This is a genomic window from Vibrio sp. MOR3, from assembly GCF_001557775.1.
GTDB lineage: Bacteria > Pseudomonadota > Gammaproteobacteria > Enterobacterales > Vibrionaceae > Vibrio > Vibrio jasicida.
The window spans coordinates 35,231-54,307 of the sequence record NZ_LNRD01000003.1; the positions used below are offsets into that span (position 1 = coordinate 35,231).

The 19,077-nt window shown below is 44.5% G+C and carries 17 protein-coding genes; 4 read left to right on the top strand and 13 right to left on the bottom strand.

The features are described from left to right. The first annotated feature begins 259 nt into the window (after nucleotides 1-259). Complete coding sequence (gene rpsT / locus ATB76_RS07525; RefSeq protein WP_005440571.1) at nucleotides 260-520, top strand: 30S ribosomal protein S20; 261 nt, start codon at nucleotides 260-262, stop codon at nucleotides 518-520. 133 nt (nucleotides 521-653) lie between these two features. On the opposite strand, the gene ATB76_RS07530 is transcribed toward rpsT, so the two are convergent. Beyond that, complete coding sequence (locus ATB76_RS07530) at nucleotides 654-956, bottom strand: metalloregulator ArsR/SmtB family transcription factor (protein ID WP_038866389.1); 303 nt, start codon at nucleotides 954-956, stop codon at nucleotides 654-656. A gap of 126 nt (nucleotides 957-1,082) precedes the next feature. Then, on the bottom strand, nucleotides 1,083-1,973 hold the full coding sequence (nhaR, locus tag ATB76_RS07535) for a transcriptional activator NhaR (protein ID WP_038866387.1): 891 nt from the start codon (nucleotides 1,971-1,973) through the stop codon (nucleotides 1,083-1,085). Between the two features lie 383 nt (nucleotides 1,974-2,356). Here nhaR and ATB76_RS07540 point away from each other — a divergent pair, with 383 nt between their 5' ends. After that, nucleotides 2,357-3,505, top strand: a complete 1,149-nt coding sequence (locus ATB76_RS07540; protein ID WP_005440565.1) for a Na/Pi symporter — start codon at nucleotides 2,357-2,359, stop codon at nucleotides 3,503-3,505. A 420-nt stretch (nucleotides 3,506-3,925) separates the two neighbouring features. Here the strand turns inward: ATB76_RS07540 and ATB76_RS07545 are convergent, their stop codons facing one another. From ATB76_RS07545 to rppH, 5 genes are read right to left on the bottom strand one after another with little or no spacing between them, the layout of a single operon-like run. After that, complete coding sequence (locus ATB76_RS07545) at nucleotides 3,926-4,777, bottom strand: thymidylate synthase (protein ID WP_061034998.1); 852 nt, start codon at nucleotides 4,775-4,777, stop codon at nucleotides 3,926-3,928. Between the two features lie 9 nt (nucleotides 4,778-4,786). Continuing rightward, entirely contained in the window at nucleotides 4,787-5,608 is an 822-nt protein-coding gene (gene lgt, locus ATB76_RS07550; protein ID WP_038866385.1) for a prolipoprotein diacylglyceryl transferase, read from the bottom strand. A 39-nt stretch (nucleotides 5,609-5,647) separates the two neighbouring features. Next, a complete protein-coding gene (locus ATB76_RS07555; protein ID WP_038866383.1) occupies nucleotides 5,648-6,439 on the bottom strand; it encodes a sulfite exporter TauE/SafE family protein in 792 nt (263 codons plus the stop codon). Nucleotides 6,440-6,445: 6 nt separating this feature from the next. Continuing rightward, nucleotides 6,446-8,692 (bottom strand): phosphoenolpyruvate--protein phosphotransferase, encoded by a 2,247-nt coding sequence (gene ptsP, locus ATB76_RS07560; RefSeq protein WP_038866380.1) that lies wholly within the window; start codon nucleotides 8,690-8,692, stop codon nucleotides 6,446-6,448. 9 nt (nucleotides 8,693-8,701) lie between these two features. Further along, nucleotides 8,702-9,220 (bottom strand): RNA pyrophosphohydrolase, encoded by a 519-nt coding sequence (gene rppH / locus ATB76_RS07565; RefSeq protein WP_005434895.1) that lies wholly within the window; start codon nucleotides 9,218-9,220, stop codon nucleotides 8,702-8,704. Nucleotides 9,221-9,837: 617 nt separating this feature from the next. On the opposite strand from rppH, the gene mutH reads away from it, so the two are divergent. Continuing rightward, nucleotides 9,838-10,518 (top strand): DNA mismatch repair endonuclease MutH, encoded by a 681-nt coding sequence (mutH, locus tag ATB76_RS07570; protein WP_038876241.1) that lies wholly within the window; start codon nucleotides 9,838-9,840, stop codon nucleotides 10,516-10,518. Here the strand turns inward: mutH and ATB76_RS07575 are convergent, their stop codons facing one another. Then, complete coding sequence (locus ATB76_RS07575; protein ID WP_038866376.1) at nucleotides 10,519-10,830, bottom strand: DUF6482 family protein; 312 nt, start codon at nucleotides 10,828-10,830, stop codon at nucleotides 10,519-10,521. It abuts the gene before it with no gap. A gap of 154 nt (nucleotides 10,831-10,984) precedes the next feature. Between ATB76_RS07575 and ATB76_RS07580 the strand changes: the two genes are divergently transcribed. Further along, complete coding sequence (locus tag ATB76_RS07580) at nucleotides 10,985-12,019, top strand: NADP(H)-dependent aldo-keto reductase (RefSeq protein WP_061034999.1); 1,035 nt, start codon at nucleotides 10,985-10,987, stop codon at nucleotides 12,017-12,019. A gap of 124 nt (nucleotides 12,020-12,143) precedes the next feature. Here the strand turns inward: ATB76_RS07580 and ATB76_RS07585 are convergent, their stop codons facing one another. From ATB76_RS07585 to recJ, 5 genes are all read right to left on the bottom strand, one after another. Next, on the bottom strand, nucleotides 12,144-12,395 hold the full coding sequence (locus ATB76_RS07585; RefSeq protein ID WP_038866374.1) for a hypothetical protein: 252 nt from the start codon (nucleotides 12,393-12,395) through the stop codon (nucleotides 12,144-12,146). 508 nt (nucleotides 12,396-12,903) lie between these two features. Further along, the gene (gene vpsR / locus ATB76_RS07590; protein ID WP_038866373.1) at nucleotides 12,904-14,238 is read right to left on the bottom strand and encodes a cyclic-di-GMP-binding transcriptional regulator VpsR; all 1,335 of its coding nucleotides are present in this window, start codon (nucleotides 14,236-14,238) and stop codon (nucleotides 12,904-12,906) included. A gap of 245 nt (nucleotides 14,239-14,483) precedes the next feature. Continuing rightward, complete coding sequence (gene lysS / locus ATB76_RS07595; protein WP_038866372.1) at nucleotides 14,484-16,016, bottom strand: lysine--tRNA ligase; 1,533 nt, start codon at nucleotides 16,014-16,016, stop codon at nucleotides 14,484-14,486. Nucleotides 16,017-16,051: 35 nt separating this feature from the next. Then, a protein-coding gene (prfB, locus tag ATB76_RS07600) for a peptide chain release factor 2 (RefSeq protein WP_096030938.1) occupies nucleotides 16,052-17,150 on the bottom strand; the annotation gives its coding sequence in 2 pieces (ribosomal slippage) (nucleotides 16,052-17,074 and nucleotides 17,076-17,150; 1,098 coding nt in all). Between the two features lie 173 nt (nucleotides 17,151-17,323). After that, nucleotides 17,324-19,063: a single-stranded-DNA-specific exonuclease RecJ gene (recJ, locus tag ATB76_RS07605; protein WP_038876237.1), complete on the bottom strand. Its 1,740-nt coding sequence runs from the start codon at nucleotides 19,061-19,063 to the stop codon at nucleotides 17,324-17,326. Nucleotides 19,064-19,077 lie beyond the last annotated feature (14 nt).

Below are 19,077 nucleotides of genomic sequence, written 5' to 3' on the forward strand. Positions count from 1 at the left end.
CTATTCCTCTAAGCCTTTGAAAGCTACAAATGGGCGTTAAAAATATATCCGTTTATTGTCAGATCTAGGCGGATAATTATTAGCAATGGTCTAAAAATGCTGTTAGAATCCCCGCCATCTTAACCGCGATAACCTTTCTTACCAAAATTTGTTTTGGCTTCGATTGGTTTTTGCACAAATCATTTGACATTTAGGCGCAAATGAGGGATAGTCCTCGCCCTTAAATTGTCACAGAAATAAGTTTTTGGGAGTTAGACCCTTGGCAAATAGTAAATCTGCTAAGAAGCGCGCTATCCAAGCTGAGAAACGTCGTCAGCACAATGCTAGCCGTCGCTCAATGATGCGTACTTACATGAAGAAAACTGTTGCTGCTATCGAAGCAGGCGACAAAGAAGCTGCAACTGCTGCATTTGCTGCAGTTACACCTATCCTAGACCGTATGGCGACTAAAGGCCTTGTTCATAAGAACAAAGCAGCACGTCATAAGTCTCGTTTCGCTGCGCAAATCAAAGCTCTTTAATAGAAACTTGATTTTACAGTGAAGAAAAAACCGGCTACTGCCGGTTTTTTTATATCTAAATTCCGTGTAACTCATCGAATTTTAGACAATAAAAAAGCTGGCGATGCCAGCTTTTCTTATATGTGACCTGTCATCACATGGCCTCTGCACAGTAAAGGCCATGAAGCGTTTGGATTAATTCCTTCACTTCATCACTCTTTAACGTGTAGTATACCGTTTGTGCTTCTTTTCTCGTAGCCACCAGTTCGTCGCGACGAAGCCAAGCTAAATGTTGAGACAGTGCCGATTGGCTCAACTCTAGTTTTGCGCAAAGTTCCCCGACCGATAGTTCTTGATTATGCAGCATGCAAAGGATTTGTAGGCGTCTCTCGTTTGCCATTGCTTTAAGCAACACGACAGCTTTGGCGGAGTTTTTCTCCATTTCTTGTAGATTCATGTGCTGGACCTCTAGCTACAACTTACTTTCCCCAACCCTGGCCAGTTTGTTGTGTTACAAAGATTTTATAATTTAGAGTTATAGTTTTGTCGATAGTAATCTATTTATTTGCGCAACGAAACGTGTTCATTCAAACATTTGGCTAAAATCTGCATCACAAACGTTCTTAACTGCTGGATGTTGTATCATTCGTTCAGCAAAAATAACGTAATACTCTTCTTTAAGGTCGTCTACGTGGCCGATCAGTTGTAAATTGCGGTCATCTTCAATCTCCGACATATAAACGGTCGGAGCTAAAAAAATCACATCATCACGATAACGAGCAAATGCCTTCATTAAGGCAACATCATCAAACTCGCCCAGCACATCTGGCTGTAATCCTTGTCTATCAAACCACTGCAATACTTTACGTCCCATTGCCGTTCTACTGGCCGGGATAAGTAATTTTTTATTCTCTAAAACTTCAGGAAATTTCACATCTGGTATTTCAGACGAAGCAAAAAAGCTCATGCTACTCTCACCTAACTTCTTGCTGTAAAGGCCCGGACTTTGTGTTGAGTCCACCGGACAATCAGAAAGGATCATATCAAGTTTATGCTGGGATAAACGCTCCAAAAGCAGTTCGTGAGTCGATTCGTAGCAGCGTAAGTGAATGCTGTTATCTTCAGGAACCGTCGTCATTAATACTTTGCTGACGAGTCGCTTAGATAGTGCATCGGCAACGCCAACTTCGAAAAGAATATTAGAGTGCTGGCTGTAGTTAACGATATCGAGCATTTCGTAGCTCAAACCAAACATACGGTCGGCGTACTTAAATACCAACTGTCCTAGTTCTGTTGGTTCTACCGTGCGCCCATTACGCTTGGTCAACTTCCCCTTCATGCGGTCTTCAAGTGCTTTGATCTGCCCAGTTACAGTTTGTGGTGTTAGAAATAAAGCATCAGCAGCTTTAGTTACAGAACCTTGTTTGCACACCATCCAGAAGTAATAAAGGTGGTTGTAATTTAGATGTGACATCATCAATCCCTATAAAGAAGATGACACTTTTTATATCAAATGTGACAAGGACAGACAAGAAGTTCGGCAAAACCTACAATAAATAAGAAAAAGATAAGTTTTACCGAAAATAACGAATTCACACTGTCATAAAACTTGAAGTAAAACGCACTTTTTTAATCTCATCAAGATAAGTGGCAGCGAACCAATAACACAGAAAATTACATAAATTTCAATCAATTATAATACTGTGAATTTTTCTTCACAGGCAACTATTAAAAAGAATAATAAAAATTCTCCATAGAAACCGAACTGTAATATTACTGAAATATTTAATCTCTAACATCGCCCTCAGTTTCAACAACAGACCAAATAAACGAACTGAAAGGTCCACGGAGAAAATTATGATGAACCAAGCTACTTCAACAGCAGCACCAATCTCGAGCACGACTCGCTGGTTACGCTGGGCTAACTTGGCATTCATGTTATATCTGCTTCTTCTAGCAGTATCTATGGTTGGTAGCGGCTTCAAATGGGCGACTGGCGATCAAGCTAAAGTACTCTTTGAATTTGCGTCTCACCCAGTCGCAGGTCTAATGATCGGTTTGGTGGCTACGGCCCTAATCCAATCTTCAAGTACCGTAACTTCTATTATTGTAGGTTTGGTTGCAGGTGGTTTACCTGTAGAAACCGCTATTCCTATGGTAATGGGTGCTAACATCGGTACTACCGTAACGAATACTCTTGTTTCACTTGGCCACGTACGTTGTAAAGAAGAATTTAAACGTGCATTCGCAAGTGCAACAATCCACGATTTCTTTAACTTACTTGCAGTACTGATCTTCCTACCATTGGAAATGATGTTCGGCATTCTAGAAAAGATTTCACACTGGTTAGTATCGCCTCTACTAAAAACTGGCGATATGAGCATGGGTGGTTTTGACTTCATCAAACCAATCACTAAACCTGTAGTAAGCGCGATTAAAGAGCCTCTATCTACATTTGGTGACACCATGGGTGGTGTAGCACTAATCGCTCTAGGTATCGGTACTATCTTCGTCGCTATCACTGTTATGGGTAAGCTAATGAAGAGCCTGATGGTTGGTCGTGCTCGTGACATCCTTAAGAACGCAATCGGTCGTGGTCCTATCCACGGTATCGTATCGGGCTCTGTAGTAACGGTTCTTGTTCAGTCTTCTTCTACGACAACAAGTCTAATGGTTCCACTAGTAGGCTCAGGTGTTCTAAAAGTACGTGATATCTACCCGTTCACTCTAGGTGCTAATATCGGTACATGTATCACGGCTCTACTAGCAGCAACAGCAGTATCTGGTGAGTTCGCGGTATTCGCACTACAGATTGCATTAGTACACCTAACGTTCAACATTCTGGCGACACTGTTCATCTTCGGTATCCCGTTCCTACGTGAGATTCCAGTAAAATGTGCAGAAGTGATTTCAGAAATGGCTATTAAGAACAAAGCGGTTGTAGCAGGTTACCTACTAGCAGTATTCATCGTGCTACCAGGCTCTATCCTTGCTCTGACAGCATAATAATAAGATTACCATCGCTTATGTTAGGCTCCACTTCGGTGGGGCCTTTTTTCGTTTTAGAGAAGTAAAAATGGGCTCGCCCTAGGAACGCTAAGCTTCGAGAGGGATAAGGCTCGATGATATCCACCTAAGACATCAAGTCCTGCCAAAATTCTTTTCTAGTCCCCCACTCTCGATACCTACAGCGGAGCGCTCTCATTTCTTGATCACGCAGTAAACTATGGTAAAAGAGATTCCCGACGACCGTTTGATTTCAGAGTGAGTGAACATCATCTTCAAGAGCGAGGCTCGAGTGAGTTGGAGGATCTTTTATTCCCTCTCACATTTCGAAGCGCAGCGTTCTGTAGGGCTAAGCCTGTCCGCCCCCTTCGGATATAAAAAAGCCGCCCATAAAGGCGGCTTAGAAACTCAATATACTCGTTAAACTGAGAACGGGTACTGAATTGGATCGTGGTGCTCGTAACCTTCTACCCAGAAGTCATCTAGAGTTACCCATGTTTCTAAATCTTCTAGAGATTTGATTTCTGGATTGATGTGGAAGGTTGCAGCTTTCAGAGGTTCACGCTTCAACTGGATGTCACGCATTGGCGCAAGCTGATCTTCGTAGATGTGTGCATTAACAATCTTATGATAAGCCTGACCAGGTTTCTTACCTGCAATTTGCGCCATGATTGCCAAGAACACATACACTTGAACCATATTGAAGTTCAGACCCAGCGGAACATCACAAGAGCGCTGCGTGCTGTTTAGGTGCAGTGTGTCACCTAACAGTGAGAAGTGGTGGCTGTACATACATGGGCGCAAACACCCCATATGGAACTCACCAGGGTTGTAGAAGTTTAGGATTTCACCACGGTCATCAACACCGCGCGTTAAATCATCCACAATCTTACGCAGCTGGTCGATATGACCGCCATCTGGCTTCGCCCATGAACGACCTTGAACGCCGTATACACGTCCCATGTCATCTTCACCCTTGCGGAATGGGTTGTTCAGCCATGCTTCATTTAGGTTTGCGTTCGCATCCCATGTTTTCGTACCTAACTTACGGAAGTCTTCAGCGTTGTCGTAGCCACGGATATAACCAAGTAGCTCAGCAACTGCCGCTTTCCAAAAGCTCTTACGTGTCGTTACTAATGGGAATTGGTTGTTGGCAACATCGTAGGTCAAGTCTGCGTTGATCACCGTTAGGCAGCGTTTGCCTGTGCGTTCGTTTTCAACCCAAGTGCCTTGGTCAACGATACGCTGACACAAATCTAAATACTGTTTCACACCAATTCCTTACTTCGTTTCTGCTTGGACTTTGTCTTGGTAAAGACCACGTTTGTACGCCCAAACCATCATAAGCACACCTAGAATGATCATTGGTGAAGATAGGATTTGCCCCATCGAAATATAGCCACCAAATAAACCAAGCTGTGCATCCGGTTCACGGACAAACTCAACTAGGAAACGGAATGTACCATATCCAGCTAAAAATAGCCCTGATACCGCCCCCAAAGGACGAGGCTTTTTAATAAACCAGTTCAAGATTAAGAACAGTACGATACCCTCTAGGAACATCTCATAAAGCTGAGATGGATGACGTGGGAGTGGTCCACCATTCGGGAAGATAATCGCCCATGGTACGTCTGTCACGCGGCCCCAAAGCTCACTGTTCATAAAGTTACCCATACGGCCCATACCAAGGCCAAATGGCACAAGCGGTGCCACAAAGTCTGCCACGCCAAAGAAAGTTCGACCATTCTTGTGCGCGTACCAGAACATGGCAGTAATCACGCCCATTAAACCACCGTGGAACGACATGCCGCCGGTCCAAACTTTAAATAGGTACAAAGGGTCCGCTAAGAATAAATCGAAGTTGTAGAAAATCACGTAGCCAACACGACCACCAATCACTACCCCAAGGAAACCCGCAAACAACAAGTCAGAAACTTGCTCACGTGTCCAACCACTACCCGGCTTATCTGCGCGGCGGTTTGCCAGCCAAAGTGCGAACATGAAGCCGACAAGGTACATCAAACCGTACCAACGAACAGAAACAGGACCAATAGAGACTAAAACCGGATCAATATTGGGAAATTCAAAGTATCCCTGAGACATAACTCATTCTCTTCTTATTACTAATAAAACAGGTGGACTTTACAGCAGCATGGTCGCTGCAACAAACATCAAGAATACGGCAAATATTTTCTTCAATACCGCAGTTGGAAGGGTAGAAGCCAGTTTTGCGCCAACTTTAGTCGTGAGCATCGACGTCATGGCGATTGCTAACAAAGCTGGAAGGTACACATAACCTACACTGTAGTCAGGTAATCCTTCTACTTTGTAGCCATGTAAGATGAATCCAATCATGCCTGAGATGGCGATCACGCAGCCGCACACCGAAGAGGAGCCAACCGCTTTACGCATTTCAATACCATGTTTGTTCAAGAAAGGGACCGACAGTGAACCACCGCCAATACCTGCAAGACTTGATACCACACCAATTCCCGTTCCGTACATCATAGTGACCGGACTACTCGGCATGGGCTTCTCGCTTTTCGTTTTAATTGAACGAAACATCTGCACCGCTAGACACAACACAATCACACCAAAGACTTTCGGTAAATAGTGTGTAGGGATCCATTCGGCGATATTGGCACCAACAAAACCACCGATAACCACACCAGGCATCAGCCATTTCACGACGAACATATCGACGTTACCCAGTTTAAGGTGATTCATCGCCGACGAACCGGAGGTCACGATGATACTCGCCAAGGAAGTAGCAAGTGCCATATGCATACTCATTTCAGGAGAAATGCCAGCTAAAGGAAGAAGATACAGTAATGCCGGTACAACTATTAGCCCGCCTCCGATGCCTAAGAGTCCTGCCATCACGCCAACGAAAGCGCCTAGCGCGAGCAATAATATAAATAAAGAGATGGTCACAATTACCTACTTCTTACCTGCACGAATAAAGCCGGCAAAACCTTGTTGAATAAAGAAATCATGCATCATTTGATGGATTTCTTGCCCATAAGAGCATGACATGGCTTTTTCGACGAGTTTTTCTAATTCTTTTTGCTGGCTATGGCGAATCAAATACTTCACCTTAGCCACGTTAGAGGTGTTCATACTCAAACTGTCGTAACCTAAGCCCAACAGTAAAAGGGCACCAAATGGGTCGCCTGCGAGCTCACCACAGATACAGACCGGAACCTGATATTGATGGCAAACATCATGAATTTGCTTCAACGCCAGCAGTACTGCCGGATGCATGGATTCATAGACATCCGCAACACGAGAATTGTTCCGATCGACCGCCAACAAATATTGAGTTAAATCGTTAGTACCAACAGAAACGAAGTCAACACGATGGGCTATCGCAGGCAATAAGTACACCATTGATGGCACTTCAATCATTACCCCAACCTTCGGCGCTTGAATGCGGTCATCCAATAACACGACTTCGCTGTAAGCTTGGTTAATCAGCGTAATAGCATCATCCAGCTCTTTAATACCAGAAACCATCGGTAGTAAGATGCTTAGATTACCACTTTCCGCACTCGCCCTAAGCATCGCACGCAACTGGATCAAAAAGATATCAGGGTGATCCAACGTAAAACGAATACCTCGCCAACCCAAAAACGGATTATCTTCTTCAATCGGAAGATACGGTAACGGTTTATCACCACCGATATCCAGCGTACGCATTACGACTCGTTGATTTGGATAGCTATTGAGGATTGCTTGATACTGATGATACTGCTCATCTTCCGATGGAAAGTGATGCTTAAGTAAAAAAGCGATTTCAGTACGGTACAAACCCACGCCATCCACACCAGAGTTGATGGCGATATTGCTATCCGCACTCAAGCCCGCGTTGAGCATGACTTCAATCGGATGGTCATCTTGTGTGATCGCAGGCAGTGCAAGATCTTTGTTCACCATCGCGAACAATTCAGATTCTTCACTCACTAAGCTGCGATATTCACGCAGCAATTGACGGTTCGGTTCTAAATAGATCTCGCCAGTGTAGCCATCGACAATGCCCTTCTTGCCGTTTACCGCGCGAGTATTAATGTTTGCGCCCATAATGGCAGGTACACCCAGCGCACGAGATAGAATCGCAGCATGGGAGTTCGCCGCACCTTCCAGCGAAACAACGGCAAGTAAGTGCTGTTTTGGTATTGAAGCAAGTAGCGTCGCCGTGAGTTCATTAGCAACTAAAATCACTGGGCGATCAATCGAGGCATGCTCTTGCTCACTATTATGTAAAAAGTAAAGCAAGCGTTGCCCAAGCTCGCGAATGTCTTGAGCACGTTCACGTAGATAAACGTCTGACATACGCGCGAAGCGGTTTGAGTAGGTTTCGACGACTTGTCGCAATGCCCAATCCGCTCGGTCGCCTTTTTCGATCTGCTTCTTAAGATCACCACGCAACATTGGATCGTTGAGTAAGTGGGTAAAGAGGTCAAAAATAGCTAACGCGTCTTTATTGATTTCGCTGTCAAACTTCTTACGCATACGGCGAAAATCATTCAACGCTCTTTCCACAGCAACCGCCAAAAGTTCATGTTCCCTTTCTTTATCTAAGGCAGAGGCAGGGAAAACATCACTTAAATTAGGTTGAGTATTATCAAACCAGAACTCACCGATAGCGACACCAGTCGAAGCTGGAAGCCCCTTGATAACAGTCGGCTTGGAAGCGAGTTGCCAGTGACCTAAGTTTTGCGCATGCGCAATCAACACAGCAAGCTGCGCAGATAAGGTCACAAGGAAAGACTCTTCCATTTCACTAAACAAGCGTGGGGTTTTCTGCTGGATAACCAGAACACCGAGCACTTGTTTACGATGAATGATCGGCGTACCTAGAAAGGAGTGGTAAACCTGCTCACCGAGTTGAGGGAAGAATTTAAAATCAGGATGGGTTGAAGCCTCAGCTAAGTTTAGGGGTTCCGCACTGCGTTTGACTAAACCGACCAAGCCTTCGTTGAAGTTGATATGAATACTATCGCCTTCAAAAATAAGGCCTTGAGTTGCCATTAACTCAAGGCGCTGCATTTCATCATTAGCTAGATAAATAGTACAACACTCAGTGCATAGGGCTGCGCAAGTCTCTTTAACCAATATATCCAGTGCCAGATGCACATCATCGACTCTGGAGACTTTCTCAACTATTTCCCTTAGCTGACTGAGCATGTTGATCCTCTATCTACGTTGCTTTTTTCTTTTCCCTTTCGTCTTACGCTCTCGAAAAGGCATGGCTAAAGATGCAAACTCTTTCATCGCACGACGATAAACGTCTCGCTTAAAAGAAACAACTTGCCTAACTGGATACCAGTAGCTTACCCAGCGCCAACCATCAAATTCAGGGGATTTCCCACGCTGCATATTGATGCGGGATTCATCGCATTCTAATCGCAGCAGAAACCATTTCTGTTTTTGGCCGATACAAACAGGCTTGGAGTCCCAACGCACCAATCGCTTTGGTAGCTTATATCTTAACCAATGACGACTTGTTGCGATGATCTTAACGTCTTTTTTCGTCAGACCGACTTCTTCATATAACTCCCTGAACATGGCTTGTTCAGGTGTTTCACCTTCGTCAATCCCACCTTGTGGAAATTGCCATGAGTGTTGCCCGTATCGTTTAGCCCAGAAGACCTGACCATGGTTATTACAGATCACAATACCAACATTAAGTCGGTAACCATCGCCATCTATCACCGGCTAACCTCTATGAATAATTTTTTATTACCGTGATTTTTCCACATATCCCCATTACTAGCAAACTTACTGATGTGATATGAGCAAGATTTATTACCTTTTGGCCTTTTTTGGATATCTTTTAGACAGACATTATTTTATCAACACAAGATTGAGACATAGCCCACATTTATTCACCTTTTCTGTGAATAACTTTGTGAAGAAATCATTATCAATAAAGATTTTTGTTCAAAACCATTACAAGCAATATTTTCCAACCACAAACAAAATAAACATAAGATATTGATTATAAAAACATAAAACCCAAAAATGGCGATTTAACGATCTTTATTTTCCTGATGATCTTTTCACCAAATACAGATCGGTCAAAGATCGCTCAATCGGTTATTTATCCACATTGAACAGGTAGGACTTCATGACATCTCAATAAAATCAAGTCTCAATCCACCTTTAAACCCCTGTTTATTCATCCAGCCTACATGGAGATCCTATTGGTGGCTTTCTAATCTGTGGATAAGTTATGAATTGATCATTCTTAATCCAGCTCGGTGAAATCTTGGACAGTCGATTTTGATGAAATTTGGTAGACTAACGTTTTCCCTCATCACATTGCCGTTATGAAACCAGAACCACAATCCGAAGCTGAACTGATGGAGCGCGCACATGATATTGCGGGCTTAAGCTTTACAGAGCTTGCCGAAGAGGCAGGAATGGCTGTTCCTGAAAACTTAAAACGCGATAAAGGCTGGGTTGGGCAATTACTGGAATGGCATTTAGGTGCGCCAGCAGGAAGCAAACCGCAACAAGACTTTGCCAAGCTTGGGATCGAACTAAAAAGCATTCCGATCAGTTATTCAGGTCGACCATTAGAGACAACGTTTGTCTCTGTCGCTCCATTGACTGGGGTTCAGGGACTCACGTGGGAAACCAGTCACGTTCGCAACAAACTGTCACGAGTACTGTGGGTACCTGTAGAGGGCGAGCGCGAGATTCCTTTGGCAGAGCGAAGAGTTGGTAGCCCATTGATATGGTCACCCGATCAAGAAGAAGAGTTAATTCTAAAAAATGATTGGGAAGAACTGATGGAATTGATCGTGTTGGGTAAGTTTGATCAAATTTCCGCCAGACATGGAGAAGCGCTTCACTTGCGACCTAAAGCAGCAAACGCAAAAGCACTAACTGAAGCTTACAGCTCAAATGGTAAACCGATAAAAACCCTGCCCCGTGGTTTCTACCTTAGGACACAATTCACCGAACAGATATTATTGAAGCACTACATCAACGCCCAATCAGAATGATCAGTGCGTCACGAGTGACAACTCAATATCACAGTACGAGGCTGTACCTTCACTGCCAAACTCATCGTAAGCATTGTGCAGCCTCAAATAAGCTTTATCTATCCCCAACCTCAGCAGTTCTTCTTTCACCAGATCCAATGAGCCGAAATGAATCGGATCTTCACCGTCTTTGATCGGTTCAAGTTGGTGTTTGTACTCCACTGCTAATAGGTAATCAGAGACATCAGAACAACCAATCACAAAGACCTTAGGCGTTTTATAGGAGTCTTTGTGATAGCCATGCAACCACATGTCGAGTTGATGCTTCTGCATATTGCACCTCCTTTACAAGATCCTTTAAGTCTAGTTACCGTATTGATAACTTTCGAGTTAACTACATAACGAAACTTAAATCATTTGCGACAGCAACTAAAAATCCCCTATATTGGAATAACTTATTCAGTCGGTAACTCTTCAAGGATGTGAAATGCAATATACAAAACTACCGCACTCATCACTCGAGATCAGTAAGATCTGCCTTGGCACTATGACGTTTGGTGAGCAAAATACCGAACAAGAAGCTTTTCAACAGCTCGACTTTGCCCTCGATCATGGGGTGAACTTCATCGATACTGCCGAGATGTATCCCGTACCACCGAAAGCAGAGACACAAGGACTCACCGAGCAGTACATTGGCAATTGGTTAGCGAAAAGTGGTAAACGTGAGAAAGTGGTTTTAGCAACTAAAGTAGCTGGTCCGCGCAACGTCCCATACATTCGTGAAAACATGAGCCTTAACCGTCGCCATATTCACACTGCGATCGACGATAGCTTAAAACGCCTGCAAACCGATTATGTCGATCTATACCAATTGCATTGGCCACAGCGTCAGACCAACTGCTTTGGTCAACTCAACTATCCTTACCCAGACAAACAAGAAGAAGTCACGCTGATTGAAACGTTGGAAGCGCTCACTGAACTAGTTAAGGCTGGGAAAGTGCGTTATATCGGCGTATCGAATGAAACGCCGTGGGGGGTGATGTCAATGCTGCGTTTGGCAGAAAAGCATGACTTACCAAGAATCGTTTCAATCCAAAATCCATATAACTTACTTAATCGCAGTTTCGAAGTTGGTTTGTCTGAAATCAGCCACTACGAAGGCGTTCAGCTACTGGCTTATTCACCACTAGCATTTGGTTGTTTGAGCGGTAAATACCTCAACGGAGCAAAACCAGAAGGTGCGCGTTGCACGGTTTGGGAACGCTTCGCTCGCTACTTCACACCACAAGGTGTTAAAGCGACAGAAGCATACGTCAACCTAGCGAGAGACCATGGATTAGATCCTGCGCAAATGGCGCTTGCCTTCGTCAATCAGCGCCCGTTTGTGGGTTCAAATATCATTGGCGCTACTAACCTAGAACAGCTCAAATCCAATATCGACAGTATCGATGTTCAACTAAGTGAAGCGTTGCTAAATGATATCCAAGCGATTGGTACGACTTACTCGAACCCATGCCCATAGTATTTCACTTCCCAATAGACTAAAAACAAAGAGGCTGACCACAATGGTCAGCCTCTTTGCATTGGCGAATTAAACCCAAGTTGAACCGAATAGATATGATTGAGAGCTCCACTTGGGTTATTGATTACGTTGGTATTCGCGCAGTTAAAACACGACGTAGATGACGAACTCGGCGTTCAACTTTGACAGCATCAGGCACACTGACATGGTTTGAACGACCTTCTTTATCTAAGCCAATGTCTTTTAACAAGTGCTCATTTGTCCAAGGGATTTGATGAGCATTACGGCGGACCATACGTTGCCATTGCTTTTCTTCACGTTTGAGATCGGCTTTTAAAAGCACAGTGGCCAGTTTCAAATAGATAGAGTGACGCATAATTTTTCTCCAAATAGCGATAAATAATCGACAGGGAAAAATAGTGGACTAATTAAACAGAAAGACTCTGTTGAGACTAAGCCGCTACTTTTCCGCAGCCTAGTAATAAGAGGTAGGTTACGGATTAATTTAATCTAATGAGCCAGTAGTATCTTGTTTGATCGCTTCAAAGGTTGAGCGAACATCAGACATACGATCAGCGCAAGCAGTGGTGTTAACAACGTAATGTTTCATCTTGCGCCTCCTAGCTAAAAATTAATCCGTGATTGATGTGGTATAACTCATTGAGTTACGGTTGAATTGTAAGCAACAGAGGATATTTATCAAACCATTTTTGTGTTTTTGCTTAAAAACAAACCATTAGCCTAAAATAAGGTTGCATATGGTTTTTTGAATAACATATTCAACTAAGGAATATATAAAAACTCGAGTTTTATAAATATCCAGAATTTGCGCACAAAAAAGGAGCGTCATTGCGCTCCTTTTATCTTGCTGTCAGATAGAGGGTTTATACCGTCTGCTCTGTAATCAAGTTGTGTTTGTTCAATAATCGATACATGGTCGCACGTGACACACCAAGCTCTTTTGCGGCATTCGATACTTGACCAGAATGCGACTCTAATACCACCAGCAACGCATCTCGTTCACTCTTCTCACGAATCGATTTCAAGCTGCGCTTTGAGTCATTGCGTTGAGGTAGGTCTAGGTGATGCTCTTCAATCATGACGCTGTCAGACATCAGTACAGCGCGTTTCACTTGGTTCATCAACTCACGGACATTACCTGGCCAGAAATAACGTGTCAGAGCCTTCAAAGCATCTTCAGAAAAGCTCTTCGCCTGTGAGTTGTACTCTTTAGAGAACTCCTGCAGGTAGAAACGCGCCAACAAAGCGATGTCACTTGCGCGCTCTTTCAAGCTTGGCACGTTGATACGCAGTACATTAATGTAGTGGTAAAGCTCTTCATTGAAGTCTCCGTCAATGAGTGCTTTCTCTACATCAGACGAGTTAGCGGCAAGAACCCGTACATTGACGTTCTTCGCGCCATCACGTGTTTCAATCGTCCCTTCTTGCAGGAAGCGTAGCAGGTTCATCTGTTGCTCTTTTGAGATGGTTAGAATGTCATTGAATAAAACGGTGCCGCCATCAGCTTGCTCTAGCAGGCTTGGTCCCATCTCTTCTTCCGCCTCAATCCCAAATACTTCAGCTTGGAAACGTTGCTCGTTAAGTGCACGACAGTTAATCGATAGGAACGGCTTATGTGAACGTGACGACACTTTGTGAATTGCACGAGCGACAGCCTCTTTACCCGTGCCGCTTTCACCGTAAATAAGAATACTCACGTCTGTTGGACCGATACGCTTAACTTGGTCACGCAGGCGCTTCATTGGAATTGACTCACCAATCAACCCCATATCTAAACTGTTACCAAAACTTGGCCAAACTTTCTTTTCAAGCTTAAGCATACCCAATTGGTGACCAATCGTGCTCAATAGCTGCGCATCTGGGATTGGTGCAGTAAAGAAGTCGATACAGAAGTTCACGATGAACTGGCAGATGGTGTCAGTACCAAGTTGAGATTCGCGGATGAACGCCAACCAACGAACGTGTTTATGAGAACTCACTAAGTTCGCTAAACCATTAAGACTGAACTCATCATGGCTGAGGTCAACTATACCGATGCATGGTCCAATATCTTCTAACAATGTGTTGGCTTTACGTAAGTCACCCACTTGATGACACTTCCATCCCACTTGTTCTAGTACTGATAACCAAGGTTCATAAGTACCGCCAACTACGACTAGCGATCCCGGAATGGAATCCATCTTAAACTGCCCAGCCATTCTCTAACCCTTATTGATTGTTGATTGAAATTTCGCGCCACAAACCCAACTTTGCGAACGGGTAACATTATCGAGACTACGCCTGACGAAGTCTGTCTCAATATTAAGACTATGCAACAGATTGAGATTTCGCGAATACTTATTTACTACTCCTATCCGACCTCAAATGCAAATAGTTGAATTTGTTCAAATTAAAGATACAAAAAAACCACCCGAAGGTGGTTTTTTATGGCTCAGCGAGGAGATTACGCTTGTGGGCGCATCGCTGGGAATAGGATCACGTCACGGATTGTGTGCGTGTTAGTCAATAGCATAACTAGACGGTCGATACCGATACCTTGACCTGCTGTTGGTGGTAGGCCGTGCTCTAGAGCAGTAATGTAGTCTGCATCGTAGAACATTGCTTCATCATCACCAGATTCTTTCGCTTCAACCTGTGCTTTAAAGCGCGCATCTTGGTCTTCTGCATCGTTAAGCTCTGAGAAGCCGTTCGCAACTTCACGGCCACCGATGAAGAATTCAAAGCGGTCTGTGAAGAATGGGTTGTCATCGCTACGACGAGCCAGTGGAGAGATATCCGCTGGGTAACCAGTGATGAACGTTGGCTGCATTAGCTTAGGTTCTGCTGTTTCACCGAAGATCTCTTCTAGAAGCTGACCACATGTCCAGAAAGATTCCACTTCAACGTGAACAGATTTCGCGATAGAAACCATTAGGTCACGGTTTTGAATGTCTTCTTCTGTTAGCGCTTGGATTTGCGCGTGGTCTGGGTTGTAGTGCTTGATTGCTTCGAACATGCTCATGCGAGTGTAAGTGCCACCGAACTCTACTGTATCTTCACCGTAAGGCATTGATGTTGAACCTAGAACTTCTAGTGCGATAGAGCTTAGTAGTTCTTCAGTTAGGTCCATCAGATCTTTGTAGTCTGCGTACGCCATGTAGAATTCCATCATTGTGAATTCTGGGTTGTGACGTGGAGAAAGACCTTCGTTACGGAAGTTACGGTTGATTTCAAATACGCGATCGAAACCACCAACGACTAGACGCTTCAGGTATAGCTCTGGCGCAATACGTAAGTACATTGGCATATCTAGTGCGTTGTGGTGCGTGATGAATGGACGCGCACTCGCACCGCCAGGGATAACGTGCATCATTGGCGTTTCAACTTCCATGAACTGTTTAGAGATCATGAAGTTACGGATTGCAGACATTACTTTAGAACGTACTACGAACGCTTGACGAGAATCTTCGTTAACGATTAGGTCAACGTAACGTTGACGGTAACGCATCTCTTGGTCAGTTAGACCGTGGAACTTCTCTGGAAGTGGACGTAGTGCTTTGGTTAGCAACTCGTATTCTTCCATGTTCACGTATAGGTCACCTTTACCAGACTTGTGAAGTGCACCTTTCACACCGATGATGTCACCGATATCTAGGCCTTGGTATTGGTCTTTCAGTACTTTTTGTACCGCTTTGTCAGCGTAAGCTTGGATACGGCCAGAAGTCTCTTGGATTACCAAGAATGGACCACGTTTAGCCATGATACGGCCAGCGATTGCTACTACGTGGTTAAGCTCTTCTAGCTCTTCCTTCGTCTTTTCACCGAACTCTTTCTGAAGGTCGCCCGCTAGTGCGTCACGACGGAAGTCGTTTGGATGGCCGTTCGCTTTGCAGCTCTTTCGGATTGCATCCAGTTTAGCGCGGCGTTCAGCAATTAGCTTGTTCTCTTCTTGTGCAGAGGCTTCTTGTACAGTTTCGTTTTGAACAGCATCAGTCATTTTCGATGTATCCTGTTTTTTGTCGGTGAAAAGCTTTATAGACCTGATTTCAGGCTAGCTTCAATAAATTTGTCCAGATCGCCATCAAGAACCGCTTGTGTATTACGGTTTTCAACGCCCGTACGGAGGTCTTTAATGCGTGAGTCATCCAATACGTAAGAACGGATCTGGCTACCCCAGCCAATGTCAGACTTAGCGTCTTCATTAGCTTGTTTTTCCGCGTTTTGCTTTTGCAATTCAAGCTCAAATAGCTTCGCTCGAAGCTGTTTCATTGCCTGATCTTTGTTCTTATGTTGAGAACGGTCATTCTGACATTGCACAACGGTGTTCGTTGGAACGTGTGTAATACGTACCGCAGATTCAGTCGTGTTGACGTGCTGACCACCTGCACCTGACGCTCGGTAAACATCGATACGTAGGTCAGAAGGGTTAATGTCGATAGCAATGTTTTCATCAATCTCAGGGTAGATGAACGCAGAAGCAAATGACGTATGACGACGGCCGCCTGAATCGAATGGCGATTTACGTACTAGGCGGTGAACACCTGTTTCCGTACGTAGCCAACCGTAAGCGTACTCACCAGAAATCTTAACTGTCGCGCCTTTAAGGCCAGCGACTTCACCTTCAGATACTTCGATAACCTCTGCCTTGAAGCCTTTTGCTTCAGCCCAACGCAGGTACATACGTAGCATCATGTTGGTCCAGTCTTGTGCCTCGGTACCACCTGAGCCTGCTTGCAAGTCAATGTAGCAATCAGAGCTGTCGTGGTCGCCAGAGAACATACGACGGAATTCAAGCTGTTCTAGCTTCTGTTCCAACTCAGCAAGTTCTGGTTCGATTTCGTCAAACGTTTCTTGATCTTCTTCTTCAACCGCAAGCTCTAGAAGACCATCAACGTCTTCTACACCTTGTTCTAGTTGAACGATAGTTTCAACAACCGCTTCTAGAGATGCACGTTCTTTACCTAGTGCTTGCGCACGCTCTGGCTCGTTCCATACATCTGGTTGTTCAAGTTCTGCGTTGACTTCTTCTAGACGCTCTTTCTTTGCGTCATAGTCAAAGATACCCCCTCAGGACATTCGTGCGCTCAGACACGTCCTGAAGACGGTTTTTAATTGGATTGATTTCAAACATGTTTGCTCAACATTTTAGAATAGAATTTAACCGAGAAATTCTACTCAAAAATGTGACGGAGATACAGGAAAATTTCGGCTGGGAAATCAGATTGCAATTAGAGAGAGCACGGTCATAAAATTTTTGCCCCACTTAAAGGCGACCGTACTCTATATAAAGTGTAAAACCTGACTTTACTTGGCTTCGATGTAGTCAATCATCAATTGCAACGATTGATTACCACGAAACTCATTCACATCCAACTTATACGCGAGACGTACCGTTTTGACCGAGGCATCTGGCCAACGACGCAAATCAACGTTGAAAGCAATACCATCGATCATCACATTCGTTGGGTGACCTTTATGCAGTGGCTCTAACATTAGCTTAAGGTGTTTTTCTCCCACCAGCTTTTGATGTAATACTTTAAACTCGCCATCAAAGATAGGTTCTGGGAAAGCCTGACCAAATGGACCACCTGAGCGCAGTTGCTCCGCAATGTGCATAGAAAATTCTTCTGGCTTGAGCTCACCATCAGACATGATCACGCCTTTTAGCGCCGCTTCATCAAGTTCTTTTTTCACAACATCATCGAATAGACGACAAAAACGCTCAAAGTCTTGCTCTTTGATGGTTAAACCTGCCGCCATCGCGTGACCACCAAATTTGATGATCAAACCTGGGTTTTGCGTATCGATAAAGTCCAACGCATCACGCATGTGTAAGCCAGGAATCGAACGACAAGAACCTTTGATCGTCCCTTCTCCGCCATCAGCAAAAGCAATAACAGGACGGTGGAACTTCTCTTTAATACGTGAAGCCAGAATACCAATCACACCTTGGTGCCAATCACGTTGGAAAAGTGCCAAGCCGTATGGCAGTTCACTGTTTTCACCAAACTGAAGACGCTCACAGAAAGCCATCGCTTCTTGTTTCATGCCCTCTTCAATCTCTTTACGAGTTTGGTTAAGCCCGTCCAATTCACTTGCCATGCGGCGCGCAGCGTGGATGTTATTGCTCATCAGTAGTTCAACACCGAATGACATGTCATCAAGACGGCCGGCGGCGTTAATACGTGGCCCCAAGGCGAAACCAAAATCAGACGCAACCAAACGACGCGCATCGCGCTTCGCCACTTCGATTAACGCTTGAATACCAGGACGTGCTTTACCTGCACGGATGCGCTGCAAGCCTTGGTGTACAAGAATGCGGTTGTTCTCGTCGAGTGGTACAACGTCAGCGACGGTGCCAAGCGCAACAAGGTCAATCAGCTCCATAAGCTTTGGTTCTTGCATACCTTGTAGTGCAAACCAATTCTGTTTACGCATGTACACGCAAAGTGCCATCATCAGATAGAAAGCAACACCAACCCCTGCTAACGCTTTCGATGGAAAAGCACAGCTGTCGAGGTTCGGGTTAACCATTGCATCGACATTCGGTAGCACTTGCCCCGGTAAGTGGTGATCGGTGACCAGTACCGTTATGCCATTTTCTTTGGCGTAGCGAACACCTTCAATCGACGACACACCATTGTCGACCGTCATTATCATTTCAGCGCCGAGTTCTAAGGCTTGGTCCACGACTTCAGGGCTCAGGCCATAACCATCTTCAAAGCGGTTCGGCACTAAGTAGTCGACGTTGTTGCTACCAAGCATACGCAATGCGAGTACCGACAGAGCCGAGCTAGTAGCGCCATCAGCGTCAAAGTCACCTACGACAATAATGCGTTTTTTCTCTTCGATCGCTTGGAATAAAAGCTCGACCGCTTTATCGATACCGCCAAGTTGTTGGTAAGAATGTAAACCACGAGCAGATGTCTCTAACTGCGCCACATCCGTGATACCACGGTTAATGTAGATACGTTTGAGAATCGCAGGAATAGAATCAGGAAGAAGAGAAAGGTCCGGTTCGGGACGTCGTTGAATTTCTATCATGTTTGAAAAGAGCC